The following is a 19727-nucleotide window of genomic DNA, read 5'->3' as shown; positions in this document are numbered from 1 at the left end:
GAACACATGAGAGCCTTGGTAACTTGCCTCCGGCGATTTACCGCACTAAGTTGGAAAACTCCAGTTTAGAGGTGTGCCATTAAAGGGGAAGTGGACATATGCTTTTCGGGTGTGATGAAGGGGGAATAAGTTGCTTGTGAGATCTTCTACAATTTTTATGATTAAGCTGCTTGCAAGCATTGCAAAGACTATCAGCGCAGCCTCCTACCTCACAGTCTAAATAGTTTTGTGGGAGGCGGTTCACCCGCCGAGAAGTTATGCTCTTCTGGTGTGGTTAAGGGGGTTAGTTTTGACTGCGAGTTCTAGTTTTTCTCTCAATGAAGGTGAGCTGGGTGTCCACGTTAAATTGTGCATTATCGTGCGCGATAGTCCAGTTTTAGAAAATAGATGCGCATGAGTGCCTATCTTTTATAAATTGCCTTCAAAACTTGATTTTGAAGAACTTCAAGCTTAGGAAAACCACCCCAACATGCAAGTTGAGGTGGGTAAGTTGAAGGTGAGGTGGGTGTCCACGTTAAATTGCTATTGTCACCTTAGGGTTATTTTTGCCTTGGGCTCCATTCTAGTTGTGGTAGCTCGACATAGGTCCTCCAATCTTTTCCGTCTTTGGAGTGCCAGATATACTCATCTTGCCAACCACTATATATCCACAGCTTATCAGCAAACTTAGCACCTGTTAAATAGGTATTAAACCTAGATATAATTGGACTTGCTTCAATCGTCCAGTCTATTCCGTTATCAGATGAATAGGCGGCGCTGCCGTTTACGGCGCTGTCGTTTGCGTTATAAGCTTGTCCGCTAATCATCCAAAGTTTGCCGTTAAAATTGAAGACTTTACTGGCTTTAGCATATTCATTTGGAATATTGGGGGCTGCATTTCTTAAACGCCAATTAACCCCATCTTCTGAAGACCAAATTTCGTTAACTGCCCTTGCTTTGTTACTTTCCAATACCTGGCCACCGTACATCCATAAGTGGTCATTGTGGACAAATAATGTAGGCTTAGATCTAGGCGTGTATGCTGCAGAACTGTTTTGCATAGTCCAGTTGAGTCCGTCTTCGGTTGAATATATAGTGCTATTTTCACTACTGTAAGAGTCTCCATATAACCATAGCTTACCTTGAAAGACGATTGCTGATGCTACTTTCCCTATATAGACTCCTGGAGTAGGTTGAATTAATGTCCAATTGACTCCATCATCAGAGCGCCACACATCTGACTCAAATACCTTTGCTCCATTTGTTCCTACTCCTCTTTCACCACCTATTAAATAGAGCTGCTCATTGAATTCAATTAATTCAAAATGTGCACGCCCCTGGAATGGCGCCTTTTCAACCTCGAGCTGCCAGTTTATTCCATCTGTAGAAGACCAAATGCCAGTTTGCCAAATGGTATCATCACCTTTGTAGTATTCACCTCCCATCAACCACAACTTACCTTTAAAGGACACCATTTGAGCTCCATTCCCAAGTTTAAAAGGGGGTAAGGAAGGTGTCACATGGATGGTATTAGAAATATAGTCTTCGTGGGCAATTTTAATATAGGCACTTTGGTGTTCTAGTGTGTCTTTAGAACGCTGAATATTTATAAAGCCATCTTGAAGAGGCAGTGCATCTTGTGCGGATATAATATTCATCTGCGAATTATCACATGCAGTGTAATTGGTTATATCACAGTTCGCATCTGTACTTCTGTATACCTCTAGTTGCTGACTTTGTTTACTCCATGTTAGCTCAGCATTTGTTAAGCTGATGGCAATACTGAGTTCATCTAATATATAACTGATATCAACATCATAGGAAGCCGTTGATTCATTGTACAAAGCATCTGAAGCTTTTGTTGCGGATATCGTTGCAACACCGTCTTTGAGTAATGTTAATTTTCCTGTTTTTGAATTGACATCTACCACTGAGGTGTCACTGGAGTGATAAGTTATAGTACCTGAGCCTGTACCTCCTGATAAAGGATTGCTCTGTATCGGTGTATCAATTAATAAATCTAAAGAGCTAGATTGGAATGATAGAGGCTCCTGCTCTTTTTTTGTTACATTAACTGTAAACTGAGCCGTTTGAGGTTCATACAAAGTATCACCTGATTTAGTCAGGGTAATGGTAGCTGAGCCTGCTTTCACGGGTGTCAGTAAGCCCGTGAAAGTATGGGTGAGCACAACTTCAGCATTGGATGTCGAATAGGTAACCTTCCCTTCTCCGCTGCCTCCTGTATAACGGTTGGTTTTAGTTTCATCTAGATAGATGTATAGAGAGTCTTGTTCAAAAACAATGTCGTCTTGATTTCTTTTATTGAGCGTCAGTGAATAAGATGCTTCTGCTGAATTATATATTCCATCTGCAGATTTGGTGGCTTTTATGGTTGTTGTTCCTTTACCTACAAAAGTTACTTCTCCGGATGTAAGGTTAATAGTCGCAACGTCTGGATTACTCGAGCTATAGCTAATTGAGCCTGTACCACTTCCACCAATTAACATATTGATTGCCGGAGAATCATCAACAAATACATTGACGGTCTCATAGTTAAATTTAAGTGGTGTTTGTTCCCGCTTTTTTATAGATAATGCGAAGCTCGCAGATGCAGGTTTAAATTTTAGGTCTGCATGCTTAGTGACTGAAATTTCTACTTGGCCTGCACCGATGATCTGGATTTCCCCACTGGTACTATTGACCGTTGCAACACCTGTATTACTCGATGTAAAAACAAAAGCGCCATCACCGCTTCCACCATTGAGTGGGTTTGTAAAGTTTGAATCGCTCACAAACTTTGCGACGTGACCTGCATCAAAAAGTAGTGGCTCTTGCTCACGTTTGTTAACTTCAACTGAATAACTTGCAGATGCTGACTGGTACTGAGCATCAGCACTTTTGGATACAGTAATGGTTGCACTTCCTGCTCCAACACCTTTTATTTGCCCTGTTTGAGGGTTCACAACTTCTACTATTGATGAGTCTGACGATGAAAACGTTATTGCTCCCGTACCTGAGCTTCCTGATATCTTATTAACGGATGGAATCTCGTCTACCAATATTTGGATTGAAGTTTCAGCGAATGAGATCGCTGTTTGTGGTACTTGGCTGTTACCTTTGCTGCTATCACTGTTGCCAGCATCACTTCCGCCGCCACACGCTGTTAACAGGAATAGCAGAACCAAGTAACAAAATGAGCGTAATTGACCCATGATATGTCCCTTAAAAAAAGACGGTATATAACCACATAACATTCATACAATCAATACATATTCAGTGTAAGTTTAGGTGGGTTTCCGCCTAAACACTTCGCCAAGCCATTGGGGTCAACAATTTGAACCTTGTCGCTGCTGTTACAAAGAGGAAATTAGGGAGGGTGTTTACCTTAAATGTTACTTCACTTCCTCGGCTTGGATATTAATAGTGATGGGGGTCACTTGTTTTGTCTTTGTTTACAACAAATCAAATACCGGCTCTATCGCATCTAGACTGAAGTTGTCCAGATCCAAGCGGTGCTGTATTCCTAACGGCAAAATCCACTGCGGATCGGTATGGCCGAAATCAAGCCGAGTTATTACGGGTAAACTGTCACAGCCAAACTCATCACGTACAACCGATAAAATCACCTCATCAAGCGCAGCCATCTCGCGCTCGCTGTAATCCCGTGCACGGCCAATCATTAAACCGGATATTTTTTCAAACACCCCCATCACCCCATAGTTACGTAACCAAAAGCGAATATAATCTTGACTAGGTTTATCCTCAGAGGTTTCTAAAAATAGCAATTTGTCTTGCCAAAATGACGGCGATGGCCAGTATTCTGTGCCTTTTAGCATCTCCATCACTTCAAAACAGCCGCCAAATAGCCGCCCTTCCACTTGCCCAGTACCTTGCAGTACTTTTGGACCATTTGCTGCAATTGCGGGATGCAGCTTACCGACGTTTTCTGGTATTGCCCACTCCGGATAGCCATGAGAATAAGCCTTGAATATTGGATAATGGACTTCACCTAGCAGCGCCTGCACTAAATAGGCTTGATATTCAGCACTAGCATTGTGGTACTGGGAGAAACCGGCCATGACTGATGGGCCGTTAAAAGTGACTAATCCCCATTGGTTCAGCAGTGTGGTCAGCGTGGAAAAATCAGAATAGCCCATCATAAACTTAGGGTTATTCAAGATAACGGATTTATCTAAATAAGGTAGGATCCGCGCGGAATCTGAACCACCAATAGAAGAAATTATCCCGGCTATATTCGGATCGGCAAAGGCATCATTAATATCTTTTGCACGTAATTGCGGCTGTGAAAAGAGTACGTCTGCGGCCGTTCGAGCCGACGGCATTTCGACAATATTAAAACCAAGCGAACGCAAGTTTGCCAGCCCTTGATCAAAGATGTGGGGAAATATACCTGGGCCACCCCCAGCTAGGTGATACAATCGCAAGGGTATCACCTCGGTTTAGTTTTTTAGGCTTGCGCAATTGCACCGTTTATCCTGCCTTAATGGAATATTCATTAGCGACTAGATATATCCAATTAAGACTACAAAATCAAATACTCACTCAAGCTTTCATCTCGAAACGGAACTAAATAAACAGATGTGGCCTTGCCTTTCATTAGCAAGAGATAAGCATGACAATAATGATTAAAAATAAGTAACCCTGCTACACTTGGATTTGCTATACCAATTGCAGCAGCCTTGTATTTCGTTTCTTAATTTTTTAGTTAGGATAAGCAACAAGGCTACATGTTAAGCCTTGTTGCAACTTATCACTTAATAAAGCGAGGTAAGATGGAAAAGACTGCATCTATAGAGGAAGTTAGAGCTAAAGTTGGAAGTGGTAAGATATTTTCAGGTGAGTCAAACGTAAACAGAGCTATTTCTAAATGGCATATACTCTCACCACTTTTTATAGCTTTACCATACAGTCAAGATTTTAAACCGGTTATGCTTGTTGATGGCTTTAAGAAAAGCGCATTTAAATTTAACAAGAAAAAATCTCAGTTCATCATCATATACTCAATATTCGCCACATTAGTCTCATTACTTTTATTCACATATACAAAAAATGAAAAACTACTAAACCTTACCTTATCAGGACTAATAGTAACGCTATACTTAACAATTGACTACATCACAATTTCAAATAATCTGCAGAGCCTAACTGATAGAAATGTGTTTATCTCTAACCTATCAAACAGGTATAAAAAACATGCTGCAAAATGGTTTTTTATATGCTTAGCCATAGGATTAATTCAAGTATTTATAAACTACTTAGCAGGTGGGTTTGAAGAAGCAGCGTATCGATATGGTGGGATTTATAAGTTAATTATGGCAGGTGAGTGGTGGCGAATTATCACAGCATCATTCTTTCACTCTGGATTAACCCACTGGTTTAGTAATCTTGCTTTCGCATTGTTATCAGGTCCATTATTTATAGCATTAGTGAGAAGAACAGGGTTATTTGTTTTTATTTCAGGTTGTATCACTGGAGCTATATCTGCATATTTTTTGTATTTTTTTGGTCTCACCTCTGCTGACGCATATGGCGGAATTTCTGCAGGAATATATGCATTACTTGGTTACACCACTATTAACTCATATAAAAACAAAAATATAAAAAATGGAAACCTGCACATATCAATAGTTAACTTTTTATTTATGAGCACCGCTTTAAGCGCACTACTATCACATTCTATTAGCAATACTGCACATATATCAGGATTTATTACTGGGGTTTTACTAGCATTCTTGTGCAAACACCGAGACAAATATAAATAGTGGAATACTTCACTATTTATATTTATCACCTTGTAAAGTTCAGACTAACTTAAAAAACAACTCAGACTGTCAATTAGATATTCTAACGATACATATATATGTTAATTTAACAAGTTCGAGTTAACTTAGGTGACAGTTTGAGCTTAGCACATCATTTCAACAATATTAAAACCAAGCGAACGCAGGTTTACTAACCCTTGCTCAAAGATGTGAGGAAATGTACCTGGGCCACCCCAGCTAGGTGATACAATCGCAAGGGTATCACCTCGGTTTAGTTTTTTAGGCTTGCGTAATTGCACCGTCTATCTTGCCTTAATGGAATATTCATCAGCAACTAGATTAATCCCACTAAGACAACAGAATCAAATGCTTATTCGAACCTTTCAACGCGAAACGGAGCTAAATCAACAGAGGTAGGTTTGCCTGTCATGAGTTCAGTAATAAGCGTGCCAGTAATGGCCGACATTAAAATCCCTGTCCTAAAGTGCCCACACGCATTAATGTAACCTTCCACGCCATCAACGGGGCCCAAAATTGGCAGCTCATCCGGTGTACCAGGTCTAAGTCCTGCCCAACAACGTTTAATACTCGACTCTTTTAGCACTGGCAAACATTTCATAGCACCTTGTGACAACTCGGTGATTTTATCTAGACTGTTGGTGGTATCGAAGCCTTTCTCCTCCGTTGATGAGCCAATTAAAATCTCGCCGTTGTCTTTTTGTGCAATGTAGCAATCACTGGTACTGATACAACCATTTAATACTTTCGGCATACGCTCAGACAGCACTATTTGACCCTTAACAGGATATACTGGCATATGTTTACCTGTCGCCTGATGGTAAATGTCATCCGCCCAGGCACCAGCGGCATTAATTAAGGTCTCACAATGCAGGCTTTGATCTTGCGTCCTCACGCCTAGCACCTTATTGCCTTCACGCAGTACCTCTAGCACTTCGGTATTCAAAAATAACTCAACACCATTTTGACGTGCTCCTTCGGTATACGCATCAACTAACCTGTATGGGTTTACCTGATGGTCGCAAATAAAATCTATTGCACCAATCGCATCAGGAGTGATGTAAGGCTCCTCTGCACGTAATTGCTGTTGGTCTAACCATCGGATCTGCGAAGACAAATTAGGGATCCCTGACACTATGCTATCTGCATATATTTCATCATCGCGATTGTACATAATGAATTTAAGACCGGTACGTTCAAACTTAAAGTCGACATCGTGCCTGACCAGCATTTCTTCATGCAGTGCTGGATATAACTCGTTTGACTTGAGCGCAAGTTCAAAAAAGCATTCTGGTAATTGATGCGGCCGTAATGTTTCCGCAGCTTCGGTATCTCCTTCACTTTGGAGCTTCGACAAGGTTTTGAAGAAGATCACACCACAGCCAAGTCCGACCGACTCACCAATTGCCCATAATCCACCCGCAGATGCACGAGACGCGTTACCCGGCTTTTTTAAATCTACTAACGCGATTTTTAGGTTGGTATCGCGACTTAAAAAATAGGCACAAGCCGCACCAATTACACCGCCACCTGCGATAATGACATCATACTGCTTCATGGTTTTTCTCCAGTAAAGTAAACGGAATTGGGTCAAGTGGGAATCTTGGCCTTATCACGCCCAGCGTATCTAAGTGCCCTGCCGCATGCAGTCGATCTAACGCATAGCTAGAACACATTTTTCCTTGGCAGTCTCCCATGCCAATACGGGTTCTCATTTTTACGCTAGATAAATCTTTTGCACCTTGTTGCAATGCTAAATCGAGTTGCTGGCGCTTTACTTGTTCGCAGCGACACACCACGGTATCTGCCTGGGTTAACGCAAGCAGCCCCTCTCGGCGCGCCGAGAAGCGGTCAAATCCTGCTCTAAACTTCTGTGCTTGCTTACGCTTAGTTTTGAGCTTGCGCATCCGCGTGTGGAAGGTCGATTCGCTTAAACAGGCTTGTTCATAGGCAAGCATGGTTGCGGCCATTTTCCCTTCAATGATAGCCGCTTCTGCGCCTAGCAAACCATTGGTATCACCACAGACAAAAATTGAATTTAAGCTACTGCGTAAATTGTCATCTAATAAAGGCACATAACCATTCGTGGTGGTGTACTGATGAGAAACCCCAAGTAGCATGGCAAGCTGGGTGCGGGCAACAAAACCATAGCCGACCCCTAGACTATCCACGGCTAAATGCTGTGCTTTTGACAAGTCCGCATGCCAGTGCTCATCGTAAGGCGCTACGGTAACACTGGAGAGTTTTTCTTGGCCTTCTGCTTTCACAATGCCATAACCATACTTGAACGGAATATTATGCTTTTTGAGATACGCCAACATACTCAATCCCGAAAGCGTAAGCTTAGGTTTATTGAGCAGCGCCACGGTCTCTTTCGCCAGTTCACTAAAGCGACTCGCTTCATATACGCCAACCACTTGTGCACCGGATTTATGTAACTGGCAAGCAACCAGTGGCAATAATGGTCCAGTTCCGACTAAAGCCACTTTTTTCCCTGGTCGAACTAACCCACTTTTAAGCTGAAGTTGCATCCCGCCCATTAACATCACACCAGGTAACTGCCATCCTTCAAATGGCACACTGCGCTCATGACAACCAGTTGCCAGAACCAACTTGGTGTAATCTATTTGTGTTAACTGATTTTGTGTTTGCAACAGCAAACCGCTTTCGCCCTCGGGCCCAAGCACTTTGGTTTGTAGTTGTAGTGTTATATCTTGTTTATGATGTTCGTAGCGTACCTTTAGTGCAGCCATCGCACGTTTAAGATTTTCATCTAAATGAGGAAGCTTACTTGCTTGTCGAAGTGGCCCGCGATAGATCACCCCACCAATTTTTGGTGCTTCATCCACTAAGGTGCTAGTAATGCCATATTTAGCCAGCTCAGCTGCACAGCTAACGCCAGCAGGCCCTGCACCAACAATAACGATTTTTTCTTTTTGACAATTAGACATCACACTATACTCCAACCTGCTTGAAACGATTTTGTTTAGTTTCAACCTGCATGTTGGGTTGTACTAAGGTTTGGCAAGCCTTTTGTTTATGTTGCTTGTTTATCGTTACCTGACAACAATGACAAACGCCCATACCACAATAAGCACCAGATACGGCTTCTCGATCGCTTTCCATAATTTGCTTGTAGTTCGCCGCAAGCAAAACAGACAACACGGTTTCACCGTCGCATGCGTTAACCGCAATGTCGTCGATTTGAATTTGGAACTGTAACCCCTCAGGGTCTGTAATATCTTGCGTTCTGGATAATTCAGACATGAAAAAATGCTCCTTCAATAAAGTCGCACAAAGCCTACTATCCAAATATTAAAAATAAACATTTTATTTACTTTATTCACTTTAATTTGATCCAAATTAACTTTTAAGCACTCTCGCACTAATTCTGTTCAATTCGGTGCAAATGCTGCACTCACCTCACTAAAGCAGTGCAATATGAACGTATTTGCAGACCAACACAAACCGCATCCTATTGATATTAAATAGTTTTAATTTCTGGCACAGTTTTTCCTTATTAAACGACACGACGGATGAAAGGAGCGTAATTATGTACACTTTATATCAAACGATGTACTTACTTTGGCATTTGGATGTGAGTATCTGGCCTGTGCACGATACAGCAACAACCCCTGTAGATGGTAAGGAGGAAGCGCAATGACACTTGGCAAACTAGACACTGCAGTACACGCAGTAATGAACGATATGCTCACCCCATCACAAGCCGCAAAAGCCTATCATGTGCCGCAGCGAGCACTTTACGAAGCACTGCGACGCTCCCAAGAGAAGCAGCAAACTCGATGGCAGAAGTTAATGCATGAAAAGGCAAGGCTTGAGCAAAGTCTGGCTCGGATAAATAAGGAACTGCATGAACAGTTTGTCTAATACCGCTATGCAGCTTCGCATTATTCAGGCGCCTAGCTTGAAATACAATCGCTTAGATTGTCAGCTTTGGGTAAAACAGCTCAGTGCGCTGACGCAAGCCTGTATTAATCTTGGCGCCTCTATCGGCTTTTTGCCCTCTTCCTCTAGCAGAGCAATACAAAACTACTGGTGGCAGGTATTCGATGCTGTGATCAAGTCGCAAAAGACGCTTATTATCGCTGAACTTAATGGCGTAATGGCAGGTTGTGTGCAACTTTCGCCGGCAACAAAAGATAATGCTCAGCACCGGGCTGAAGTTGAAAAGCTATTAGTTCATCCGAATAGCCGACGAAAAGGCGTAGCAACAAAGCTGATGCAAGCCATAGAGCAAGAATCTACACGGCAGCAGATATCGTTACTCGTCCTTGACACACAATCGGATTCGGACGCAGAAATCTTATATCAGAGCTTGGGCTTTAAAGTTGCTGGGCAAATCCCTCATTTTGTCAGTGATGAGCGCGGTGACTTCCATGCCACCACATACTATTACAAACTGCTTGCACCGACCTTGCGCAATCGTATTGAGAACGTAGCTCTAGTGCATTATGCCAATGAATATTAGCAAAACAGTCTAATCAAGCGACTCGCTACGACTTTCGTTCAGGCGATAAAAAAACAGCTTACCGATGTGCTGTGGTGTAGTTACAGCCTCTAAGATTGGCGCGGCGCCTTGTGGTATGCTCATCACATTGGGATTATTGATAGTAAGACCATCGCGCAGTTTAGTATCTATTGCCCCGGGGCACAGTACCGCTATTTTGTAGCCGTCCTTGTGAAGACCTTTAGATAGAGTCACCACGCCCGCTTTCGCCGCACAATAAGACGTCCAATCTTTGTAACTGTTAAATGCCGCCGTCGACGCCACATTGATCAAATGCACCGCTTTGTTTGCTTTAATTGCAGCACGAGAAATTAAATAAGTGCCGATTAGGTTTACTTCGATGTCACGGATCCAAAGACTTGGGTCAGAGTCTGCAACTAAACTTGAGTAAAGCGTTCCTGCCGCATTGATTACACAGTCATAAGATTTGTCGTCAAAAAAACGCTCAACTTCAGCTGGTTTAGAAACATCAAGCTGCGCGCGCGATGGTGCTTCCACTTCATATCCTAAGCGCTTCAGTTCATCGCTTAAATAAGCGGCAAGACCACCCTGTCCGCCCGTTATTAACACTTTCATTTCCGTGGCTCTGGGATTGGATGATTGTCGCTTTGCTCAATCAGCTTTTTATACTGATCGTAGATTTTTTGCTTTAAGTTACTAGAGCTAACGCCAGCACCATAAGGAAAGTAAAATACCTGAACCCCAAGCTCTTTCAGATAATCATATTTTCCCTTCCAATCATCGCCAATCACGAACACATCAATATTTAGATTTTTCACCGTTTCACGATGATCTAAAGTACGTTGTGGAATAGCAAGATCTGGGTCTCTTAACCCTTCGATAATCGCCAAACGCTCTTCAAATGGCACTGCCGGTGGCTTTTTATAAGAACAAACAAGTTCATCGGTACTTACACCAACGATCAACGTGTCTCCTAAACCTCGGCCATAACTAATCATTTTTAAATGATTACTGTGAAATAAATCAAATGTTCCTGAGACATAAACAATTTTATTTTTCATAAATTGCTATTTCCCTCCAGCTAAATCAATAAAAGTTCCTGTAACAAAGCTTGCTTCGTCACTTAAAAGCCAAGCGATGGCATTGGCAACCTCAATCGCGGTTCCACCTCGCTTCAGCGGTAAAAAATCGGCTAGACGATCAACTCGGTTTGGTTCGCCACCGTCGCCGTGAATATCGGTATAAATACAGCCCGGTCTCACGCAGTTCACGCGGATCTGTTCAGCGGCTAATTCCAGAGATAAACCTTTAGTGAAGCTGTCTATTGCACCTTTTGCAGCCGCATAGTCAACATACTCATTAGCCCCACCTAAATAAGAAGCTGCCGACGATACATTCACCATTGCGCACTGTGCTGGATTGGCACTCAAACGCATATGTTTAATTGCTTCGCGAGCACAAATAAAATACGGCGTAACATTATTAGTAAGCATATTGTTGATGCGCGCTGCGGTCATGTGTTCAACTCGAGTCTGCACGTTCAGCACGCCAGCGTTGTTGACCAAATGCGTTACCATGCCAATATCGGTCTTTATCTTGTCAAACATTGCCTCTACAGATTTTTCGTCTGTGACATCTGCTTGTAACAAATGCGCTTTACCATTATTACTTAGGATGGTATCTGCAACCGTTTCTGCGGCTTGCGCGTTCTGCTTGTAATTTATAACAACAGTAAATCCTTGTTGTCCCAGCAGTTGAGCCGTTGCCGCACCAATCCCACGGCTCGCACCGGTGATAAGTACCACTTTTTGCATCTATTATTCCTTAAACTGGGTCAACAGTTACTGATAGTTCAGCACTTCTACACCCATGTCTTCTTTGACGTGTTCTATCACCATATAGGTATGATTTGTGCCAACTCCAGGTATTTCAACGATTTGACCTAATACCTCTCGATATTGACGCATATCTTGGACTCGGATCTTAACTAAATAATCAAAGCCACCAGCTACCATATCACAAGAAACGACGTTGGGGATTTTTACAATGTGCTGTTTAAACACCTCAAATACCACTTCGGTCGAGCTTTTCAAGGTGATCTCCACATGCGCAACCAAATGCTGGCCAAGTTTCGCGGCATTTAATCTTGCCGTATATCCTTCGATATACCCCTCGGACTCGAGTTTTTTTACTCGATCGAGGCAAGGACTCGGACTCAAGTTTACCTCTTTCGCCAAGTTTACATTAGAGATCCGAGCATTGCGCTGAAGCGCGTCTAAGATTGCTAAGTCGATGCGATCTAATACCCGAGTTTTAATGGAAGTCGTCATATCAGCATAAAATTTTGTGAGGGTTTGAGATTACCCGCAAATTTACCGTATTCGTTGAAAATAAAACAGCATATTCTGCTGTCTTTTCGATAGAATGCCCGCGAAATTAACGATAAAGAACAAAGCGGCTTGTTTCAGCCTTTAACGCAACTTTGTTCGAACATTTAGATTATGCATTCTGGCTAAAATTTGAACCCCCAAATGGGTGTGTTATGGTTAGCAATGTGACTGCATCATTTTGTCGTAATTGAGGCTTCCTATACAAATTAAACTACACTTTCAACCTTTGGTTGCATAGTTTGGCATCAGTTCAGATGTAGTTTTGTAATCTACACATTAAGGTGTGTGATTCCATAGGCAGGCGCGAATTACATGTATTTTTGACTCCAATTTTTGAGGGTTGCTTATGCTTTATAACGGCGATTTGACAACTAACTGTCCTATCCGACAAAAGATCCGTGATTTTTACCGCATCGATGAGAACGCAGTAATTGATCATATTTTACCTTTAGCTGAGGTAGGCGTTACAGCTCGAAGCCGAGCATGGGAACGTGCACGTCAAATGGTATTGAACATTCGTAGAGATCAAGATGGTCAAAACGGTGTCGACGCGCTTTTAAATGAATTCTCTCTTTCTACCGAAGAAGGCGTGGTACTGATGTGTTTGGCCGAAGCGCTACTTCGTGTACCAGACAAAGCAACGCAAGAAAGCCTAATCCGTGACAAGCTCGCACAAGGCGACTGGAGTTCACACTTAGGCAGCAGCGACTCGTTATTTGTTAACGCTTCAAGCTGGGGTCTACTCGTTACTGGTAAAATGGTTAATTATTCAGACAAGAATAAAGAAGAACAATTTGGCGTGCTAAAGCGCACAATTGGTCGTCTTGGTGAGCCAGTTATCCGTAAATCCGTTAACTATGCAATGAAGATCATGGGTAAGCAGTTTGTAATGGGTGAAACCATTCAAGATGCTATCGATCGTGCCGCTGATAAAGAACAAAAAGGTTATGTATATTCGTACGACATGCTAGGTGAAGGCGCACGTACGATGAAAGATGCAGAGCGTTACTTCCAAAGCTATATGAACGCCATTCACGCAATTGGTAAAGCAGCGAAAGGCCGTGGCCCAATAAAGAGCCCTGGTATATCTGTAAAGCTTTCAGCTATTCACCCACGCTATGAATTCACACATCGCGACCGCGTGATGGACGAGCTTGTACCTAAGCTAAAAGAACTTGCAATTGCTGCGAAAGAATACGATATCGGTTTCACGGTTGATGCGGAAGAAGCGGATCGTTTAGATATCTCACTAGATGTCATCGAAGCGGTATTCTCAGACGACGCGCTTGGCGACTGGAATGGTTTTGGTCTTGCAGTGCAAGCATATCAAAAGCGTGCCATTTTCGTTGTTGAATGGGTGGCTGAACTTGCTCGTCGCGTAGGCCGTAAACTGATGGTGCGTCTAGTTAAAGGTGCTTACTGGGATACAGAAATCAAAACCACTCAACAAGATGGTCTTGAGCACTTCCCTGTGTTCACCCGTAAAGCAACGACTGACGTTTCTTATAAAGCGTGTGCTATTAAGCTACTAGAAGCACGTGATGCACTTTTCCCACAGTTTGCAACGCATAATGCTTACACCGCAGCAACTATCCTAGAAGTTGCCAAAGGCGACAACAAAGGGTTCGAATTCCAACGTTTACACGGAATGGGTGAATCACTTTACGACCAAATCGTTGAAAACGAGGGTATTCAGTGTCGTGTGTATGCGCCAGTTGGTCAGCACGAAGACCTACTTGCTTATCTGGTACGCCGTCTACTTGAAAATGGTGCAAACTCATCATTCGTAAACGCGATTGTTGATACCACTAAGCCTGTTGAGTCACTACTTCCTGACCCTGTAGAAACACTGCAAGGCCTACGTAACCGTTACAATACGCAGATAAAACTACCTATCGAGCTTTATGGCGATGAGCGTCCAAACTCAAAAGGTAAAGACCTAACTGACATCAACGATTTAACACCGTTTAAAGAAAACCTAGACAACTGGTTTAACGAACACCTAATCGATGAAAGCCAAGTACCAGAAGGTCACCTTGCTGTTCGTAACCCTGCGAACCACAAACAAGTGATTGGATCTGTGCCTTTACACGATGAAGCACACATGCAAAGCGTGCTTGCCAATGCTGATGCAGCTTTTGAAAGTTGGTCTCAAACCTCTGTTGAAGAACGTGCAAACTTACTACGCCGTACTGCTGACATCCTTGAGCGTCACCATGACGAACTTGTTGCTATCTGTATTAAAGAAGCAGGTAAAGTAACCCAAGACAGCATCGATGAAGTACGTGAAGCCGTTGACTTCTGTCGCTACTATGCAGCGCGTGCAGAAGAGCTTTCTAAAGATGAGCGTTTTGAAGCTCGTGGCGTGATTTTATGTATCAGCCCGTGGAACTTCCCGCTTGCGATCTTCTTAGGTCAGGTAGCAGCTGCTATCGTGACGGGTAATACCGTTATTGCAAAGCCAGCTGAACAAACCAGTATGATTGCACTGCGTTGTATCGAACTAATGCACACCGTTGGCTTACCTGAGCACGTAGTACAACCGGTTATCGCACGTGGTAGCGAAGTGGGTAAACACATCGTGCCTGACGAGCGTATCCAAGCGGTTATGTTCACAGGTTCAACAGAGACAGGTACGCTTATCTCACAAATTCTTGCTGAGCGTAACGATATTCAGGTTCCTCTGATCGCAGAAACCGGTGGTCAAAACTGTATGATCGTTGACTCAACAGCTTTACCAGAACAAGTGGTTGACGATGTTATTTCTTCAGGTTTCCAAAGTGCCGGTCAACGCTGTTCAGCACTTCGAGTGTTGTTCTTACAGGAAGATGTTGCTGACGGTATCATTGAAATGATCCAAGGTGCACTTAAAGAGCTACATATCGGCGACCCATCGCTACTATCTACAGACGTAGGCCCAGTAATCGACGAAAAAGCGCTGACTACTTTGACTAAGCACGTTGATTACATGAAGTCGAACGGTAAGCTCCTATTCGAAGCTAAGATCCCTGATAACAGCGAGAACGGCGCTTACTTCTTCGCGCCTCGTCTATATGAGATTTCTGATCTATCCGTGCTTAAGCGTGAAGTATTCGGTCCGGTAGTCCACGTTGTACGCTTCAAAGCAGATCAACTTGATAATGTGATCGATCAAATCAATGGTACAGGCTACGGTCTAACAATGGGCGTTCATTCACGTATTGAAGAGCGCTGCGAATACCTAGCTAAGATGTCTCGCGCGGGTAACGTATACGTGAACCGTAACATGATTGGTGCAATCGTTGGTGTGCAACCATTTGGTGGTCGTGGCCTATCTGGTACAGGTCCAAAAGCAGGTGGTCCAAACTACTTAGTTCGCCTTGTGAAAGAAAAAGCGTCACCAGACAACGTACAAATGACAGATCTGACGCCTGATGAGCTAGAGATCCACCACTTCCCAGGTGCCGTTGAGCAAGTTGAAAAACTGATGCAAAACTCTAAGCGTGATGAGAAGATCTGGCGTCGTACTGCGCTTAATGACCGTGTTTCGGCAGTGCGTCAGCTACTTGCTAAAGTGGCAACAGTAGACATCATTGATGAGCTGGCGGATGATTTGTCATTAACGCTTTCTGATGCGCGTGCTCAGCTAAACCGCTTAGAAAAGCGTATGCGTACTTACACAACGCTACCAGGACCAACTGGTGAATCGAACACGCTGCACTTAGAAGCGCGTGGTTGTGTAGTGGTATATGCCGATAAGAGTACGTCGTTCAACTTCTGGGCGATTTCAATTATCACAGCACTTGCTGCCGGTAACACAGTGATCACAGTAGCCTCTGACTTATTCTACGAAGAAGCATTGGCATTTAGAGATAAGTTCATCTCAACTGGCGTTGCCGAAGGCGTATTCCAAGTAGCGAAGCAAAACCAGCTACAAGCGATTTTGGCACACCCTCACCTTGCAGGTGCTGTTGTGGCTGCGCGCTCTTCACGCCTTGGTTACTTCTCACAGCAACTTGCAGAGCGTAAAGGTGCTATCCTGCCGGTGATCAGTGCAGAGTACTACGATACGCTTATCAATCGTCTAGTGACTGAGAAAACCATCAGTATCGATACCACAGCTTCTGGTGGTAACACTTCACTGATGACGCTTGTTGAAGACGAAGAGTAAGAGAATATAAATCGCTATGCTAGACATAGCGGTTTTATCGAACAAAGCCAGCGTAAGCTGGCTTTTTTATAGTAAAAATCAGGGCTAACTACCATACACAATAGCAACTTTAAAAATTGCTCAACTCAGAGAAAACAGACACAATACAAATAAGGTGATTTAATCACAGTGAAAAGACCACTAATATTGTTGCTCTGCATAATAATGTTAGAATTTCAAAGTATAAAATAACCACAATAATACCAATTTCATGCATGTTGGCTATTCACAAAAACGATATAAAAACCAATAACGAAAAGAAAAATGTTAAACCTTGAATACTTATTCTCATTTTTAATTGCTAGCACGGTGATTGCCGTGGCACCAGGTCCATCTAATGCATTTTTAATGGCGCAGACCTTTACTAATGGCCGCGTAGCTGGCATGCAAAGCGCATTAGGTTTTGCGCTAGGTGGGGTGATCCATACACTCTTTGCCGTTGTTGGCTTGTCGGCACTCCTAAAAGCTTCAGAGACTGCCTATACCACAGTGCAATACCTCGGCGCAGCTTACTTAGCTTATCTAGGTGTAATGACTATCAAAGAAACGCTTGGAAAGGCGCAGATAGCTTGCGAGGAAAAACCGCACGTGAGCACCAAAAAGCCTAAAAACGTGATGTTCCAAGCAATGATGACGGAAGTCTTAAATCCCAAAGTCGCCCTGTTTTTTATTGCATTTATTCCTCAGTTTGTCGATAGTAGCTTGGCGACCTCGACAACGATGCAACTGGCTATGTTTGGCTTACTTTATCCTATTTTAGCTTTTCCCATCGACTGCATGTACATCTACGGTGGTGATAAAATCGCTGGCTATTTTAGGCAGCATCCCGCAGCGCCGGTGTGGATTGATCGTATTTCAGGCTTAATTTTTATCGCATTGGCAGTCAACTTATTACTCTAAACAGTTACGCAAAATAGGAGCAGTACACATGCAAAAACGCTCACAGCCACTGCCAGCTAAAAAGCATATTGCTTTGGTTGCACACGATGGCATGAAACCAGCCCTACTTGAGTGGTGTCAGACTCACTTAGATAGCCTAAAACAGCACAAGCTTTACGCTACGGGCACAACGGGTAACCTAATAGAAAAGCATACTGGTTTAGAAGTCACCAAACTATTTAGTGGCCCAATGGGTGGCGACCAACAAATTGGTGCCAAAATCGCGGAGCAAGATGTTCATGTCTTGATTTTCTTTTGGGATCCGCTTGCGTCACAGCCTCACGATCCGGATGTAAAAGCACTGTTGAGACTCGCTGCTGTCTGGAATATTCCCGTAGCCTGTAATGAAGCAACGGCAGATTTACTGATGGCGTGCGATAAAATGAGCCAGCCAATCGCAAGACATTTACCTGATTATGAGCAGTACCTTGCTAGTCGCTTAGATTGATAAAATAGACGAGTATGGAAGCGGTTTGTGACCGCTTCTTTGATTTTGACTTCGATTACTTAAATATTTTATCCGCCCACTTAGTCAAGCCTGCAGTAACACTACCAAAGTTATCCCCGTTCACCATTTCAATATCACCAATTTGCTGTGCAAGCGTTGCCTTGAGTAACGGTGATTGCGCGCTACCGCCAGTCAGGTAAATTACATCGGGCTTTGACCCCGCTTGATGTATGGCTTCTTTCGCAAGCATGCCCATCTGCTCTAAGTTCGACATGACCGACTCGGCAAAATCTTGCTGCGTAAATTCAGAGGTTAACTGTGGTTCAATAAAACCAAGATCGGCATTAAATTTTGCTTGCTCAGAGAGTGCTATCTTTCCAAGCTCACCTTCACGAACCACTTGATGGGTAAGTTTGTTCTGTTGAATGTGAAGTAAACGCGCCAGCTTTTGCGGCTCGGCGACATCTCGCAACATGCTTTGCAATTCTCGCGCTAATTTATCGCTGTAGAAGTCTAGTTGAGACTGAATATCATTGATTTTACATGCCTGCCAATACAGTTGACTAGGCATCGGCAAACCTGAACTCATGTTAGAACCTAGACCACATAACGGCATTAATTGGTGATAAGCAAGTGCAATATCTAAATCGTTACCACCGATACGTTTACCCGTATGCGCTAAAAAGTCTTGCTGGCGCTGTGTGTTATTGCGATAGCTTGGCCCCATTCGGACAAACGAACAATCGCTAGTACCACCGCCGATATCAACCACTAGCACAAGTTTATCTTGCTGAAGACGGCTTTCATACTCAATCCCCGCTGCGAGCGGTTCGAAGAGAAAATCCACTTCCTTAAACCCTGCTCTTTTTGCAGCGGTGGTGAGAATATTAACCGCTTGTTGATTACTTTCCTCTCCGCCAACGGACTGAAAATTAACAGGTCGACCAATCACAGTGTCGGTAATGGACTGTTGCAGCTGCGACTCAGCACGACGCTTAATCTCCACCATCATCGCCGCAGCGATATCTTCAAAGAAGGCGATTTGTTGAGGTTTAAGTCCAACCGCCCCAAAGAAGGACTTGGGTGATTTTACAAAAAAACCTTCTTCGGGAAATTCGATATACTCAGAAATTGCCGCTTGACCAAAAAAGACGCCCGCTTCATGTGCTTCTAAATCAAGATCGCGCTTAGCTTGCTGTGCTACCGTTAGCAGCCCTTGGCGAGACTGCGTGTAGACTGGATCTGGCTCATTGAGATGACGATTAACAAATGCAGGAATTAACGCATTGTGCATCGCATACATAGTCGAAGGCAGGTAATATTTATCTTGCTCGAGATGCAGTAAGTCCACTTCACCATTTTGCATGACACCCATCGCACAATTAGAACTTCCGTAATCAAACCCGACTTTCATTCTCTACCTCAAACTGCTGAAAAGTCGCGAAGTGTATCATGGTTGTCGTTATTGTCAGATGAATTTATCTAGGTTACA

The 19727-nt window shown here is 43.3% G+C and carries 17 protein-coding genes; 6 read left to right on the top strand and 11 right to left on the bottom strand.

Annotated elements, in window-relative coordinates:
• Positions 1–539 precede the first annotated feature (539 nt).
• Together MHN32_RS21750 and MHN32_RS21745 are read right to left on the bottom strand one after the other, a co-directional pair.
• Positions 540–3191, bottom strand: a complete 2652-nt coding sequence (locus tag MHN32_RS21750) for an Ig-like domain-containing protein (protein ID WP_239422782.1) — start codon at positions 3189–3191, stop codon at positions 540–542.
• Between the two features lie 240 nt (positions 3192–3431).
• Positions 3432–4424, bottom strand: coding sequence for a S66 peptidase family protein (locus MHN32_RS21745; protein WP_239422781.1), 993 nt, complete (start codon positions 4422–4424; stop codon positions 3432–3434).
• Positions 4425–4772: 348 nt separating this feature from the next.
• Here MHN32_RS21745 and MHN32_RS21740 point away from each other — a divergent pair, with 348 nt between their 5' ends.
• Positions 4773–5762, top strand: coding sequence for a rhomboid family intramembrane serine protease (locus MHN32_RS21740; protein ID WP_239422780.1), 990 nt, complete (start codon positions 4773–4775; stop codon positions 5760–5762).
• Positions 5763–5905: 143 nt separating this feature from the next.
• Here MHN32_RS21740 and MHN32_RS21735 read toward each other — a convergent pair whose 3' ends face one another.
• The 4 genes from MHN32_RS21735 to MHN32_RS21720 form a co-directional block, all read right to left on the bottom strand.
• Complete coding sequence (locus MHN32_RS21735; protein WP_237115808.1) at positions 5906–6061, bottom strand: hypothetical protein; 156 nt, start codon at positions 6059–6061, stop codon at positions 5906–5908.
• Positions 6062–6132: 71 nt separating this feature from the next.
• A complete protein-coding gene (locus MHN32_RS21730) occupies positions 6133–7338 on the bottom strand; it encodes an FAD-dependent oxidoreductase (RefSeq protein ID WP_239422779.1) in 1206 nt (401 codons plus the stop codon).
• Positions 7325–8731, bottom strand: coding sequence for an FAD/NAD(P)-binding oxidoreductase (locus tag MHN32_RS21725; RefSeq protein ID WP_206472281.1), 1407 nt, complete (start codon positions 8729–8731; stop codon positions 7325–7327). Before MHN32_RS21725 ends, MHN32_RS21730 begins: the two co-directional genes overlap by 14 nt.
• 4 nt (positions 8732–8735) lie before the next feature.
• Positions 8736–9047: a 2Fe-2S iron-sulfur cluster-binding protein gene (locus MHN32_RS21720; protein ID WP_010371949.1), complete on the bottom strand. Its 312-nt coding sequence runs from the start codon at positions 9045–9047 to the stop codon at positions 8736–8738.
• 393 nt (positions 9048–9440) lie between these two features.
• On the opposite strand from MHN32_RS21720, the gene MHN32_RS21715 reads away from it, so the two are divergent.
• Both MHN32_RS21715 and MHN32_RS21710 read left to right on the top strand, forming a co-directional pair.
• On the top strand, positions 9441–9668 hold the full coding sequence (locus MHN32_RS21715; RefSeq protein ID WP_045990715.1) for a helix-turn-helix domain-containing protein: 228 nt from the start codon (positions 9441–9443) through the stop codon (positions 9666–9668).
• Positions 9652–10269, top strand: a complete 618-nt coding sequence (locus MHN32_RS21710) for a GNAT family N-acetyltransferase (protein WP_211866745.1) — start codon at positions 9652–9654, stop codon at positions 10267–10269. Before MHN32_RS21715 ends, MHN32_RS21710 begins: the two co-directional genes overlap by 17 nt.
• A 9-nt stretch (positions 10270–10278) precedes the next feature.
• Here the strand turns inward: MHN32_RS21710 and MHN32_RS21705 are convergent, their stop codons facing one another.
• The 4 genes from MHN32_RS21705 to MHN32_RS21690 are packed head-to-tail and all read right to left on the bottom strand — an operon-like array spanning position 10279 to position 12599.
• Positions 10279–10884, bottom strand: a complete 606-nt coding sequence (locus MHN32_RS21705) for an SDR family oxidoreductase (protein WP_095728274.1) — start codon at positions 10882–10884, stop codon at positions 10279–10281.
• Positions 10881–11330, bottom strand: a complete 450-nt coding sequence (locus tag MHN32_RS21700) for an adenylyltransferase/cytidyltransferase family protein (protein ID WP_239422778.1) — start codon at positions 11328–11330, stop codon at positions 10881–10883. Before MHN32_RS21700 ends, MHN32_RS21705 begins: the two co-directional genes overlap by 4 nt.
• Before the next feature lie 6 nt (positions 11331–11336).
• Entirely contained in the window at positions 11337–12083 is a 747-nt protein-coding gene (locus tag MHN32_RS21695; protein WP_239422777.1) for an SDR family oxidoreductase, read from the bottom strand.
• Positions 12084–12110: 27 nt separating this feature from the next.
• Positions 12111–12599, bottom strand: coding sequence for a winged helix-turn-helix transcriptional regulator (locus tag MHN32_RS21690; protein WP_010606176.1), 489 nt, complete (start codon positions 12597–12599; stop codon positions 12111–12113).
• 406 nt (positions 12600–13005) lie between these two features.
• Here MHN32_RS21690 and putA point away from each other — a divergent pair, with 406 nt between their 5' ends.
• The 3 genes from putA to MHN32_RS21675 all read left to right on the top strand — a co-directional run bounded on the left by putA (position 13006) and on the right by MHN32_RS21675 (position 18235).
• Positions 13006–16809, top strand: a complete 3804-nt coding sequence (putA, locus tag MHN32_RS21685; RefSeq protein ID WP_095728277.1) for a bifunctional proline dehydrogenase/L-glutamate gamma-semialdehyde dehydrogenase PutA — start codon at positions 13006–13008, stop codon at positions 16807–16809.
• Between the two features lie 303 nt (positions 16810–17112).
• Positions 17113–17748, top strand: a complete 636-nt coding sequence (locus tag MHN32_RS21680) for a LysE family translocator (protein ID WP_211866749.1) — start codon at positions 17113–17115, stop codon at positions 17746–17748.
• Between the two features lie 28 nt (positions 17749–17776).
• Entirely contained in the window at positions 17777–18235 is a 459-nt protein-coding gene (locus tag MHN32_RS21675; RefSeq protein ID WP_010371978.1) for a methylglyoxal synthase, read from the top strand.
• A gap of 55 nt (positions 18236–18290) precedes the next feature.
• Here the strand turns inward: MHN32_RS21675 and yegD are convergent, their stop codons facing one another.
• Complete coding sequence (gene yegD, locus MHN32_RS21670) at positions 18291–19649, bottom strand: molecular chaperone (RefSeq protein ID WP_239422776.1); 1359 nt, start codon at positions 19647–19649, stop codon at positions 18291–18293.
• Between the last annotated feature and the right edge of the window lie 78 nt (positions 19650–19727).

The organism is Pseudoalteromonas sp. Of11M-6 (assembly GCF_022347905.1).
Classification (GTDB): Bacteria; Pseudomonadota; Gammaproteobacteria; order Enterobacterales; family Alteromonadaceae; genus Pseudoalteromonas.
Note: the sequence above shows the minus strand (reverse complement) of the source record. Positions and strands in the feature narration are given on the sequence as shown.

Bases quoted from the DNA above. Each gene is read 5' to 3' on its own strand.
- MHN32_RS21690 (WP_010606176.1), bottom strand. From the start codon at position 12,599: ATGACGACTTCCATTAAAACTCGGGTATTAGATCGCATCGACTTAGCA.
- MHN32_RS21675 (WP_010371978.1), top strand. From the start codon at position 17,777: ATGCAAAAACGCTCACAGCCACTGCCAGCTAAAAAGCATATTGCTTTG.
- MHN32_RS21720 (WP_010371949.1), bottom strand. From the start codon at position 9,047: ATGTCTGAATTATCCAGAACGCAAGATATTACAGACCCTGAGGGGTTA.
- MHN32_RS21710 (WP_211866745.1), top strand. From the start codon at position 9,652: ATGAACAGTTTGTCTAATACCGCTATGCAGCTTCGCATTATTCAGGCG.
- MHN32_RS21680 (WP_211866749.1), top strand. From the start codon at position 17,113: ATGTTAAACCTTGAATACTTATTCTCATTTTTAATTGCTAGCACGGTG.
- yegD (WP_239422776.1), bottom strand. From the start codon at position 19,649: ATGAAAGTCGGGTTTGATTACGGAAGTTCTAATTGTGCGATGGGTGTC.
- MHN32_RS21695 (WP_239422777.1), bottom strand. From the start codon at position 12,083: ATGCAAAAAGTGGTACTTATCACCGGTGCGAGCCGTGGGATTGGTGCG.
- MHN32_RS21740 (WP_239422780.1), top strand. From the start codon at position 4,773: ATGGAAAAGACTGCATCTATAGAGGAAGTTAGAGCTAAAGTTGGAAGT.
- MHN32_RS21700 (WP_239422778.1), bottom strand. From the start codon at position 11,330: ATGAAAAATAAAATTGTTTATGTCTCAGGAACATTTGATTTATTTCAC.
- MHN32_RS21725 (WP_206472281.1), bottom strand. From the start codon at position 8,731: ATGTCTAATTGTCAAAAAGAAAAAATCGTTATTGTTGGTGCAGGGCCT.
- MHN32_RS21715 (WP_045990715.1), top strand. From the start codon at position 9,441: ATGACACTTGGCAAACTAGACACTGCAGTACACGCAGTAATGAACGAT.
- MHN32_RS21750 (WP_239422782.1), bottom strand. From the start codon at position 3,191: ATGGGTCAATTACGCTCATTTTGTTACTTGGTTCTGCTATTCCTGTTA.
- MHN32_RS21705 (WP_095728274.1), bottom strand. From the start codon at position 10,884: ATGAAAGTGTTAATAACGGGCGGACAGGGTGGTCTTGCCGCTTATTTA.
- MHN32_RS21730 (WP_239422779.1), bottom strand. From the start codon at position 7,338: ATGAAGCAGTATGATGTCATTATCGCAGGTGGCGGTGTAATTGGTGCG.
- putA (WP_095728277.1), top strand. From the start codon at position 13,006: ATGCTTTATAACGGCGATTTGACAACTAACTGTCCTATCCGACAAAAG.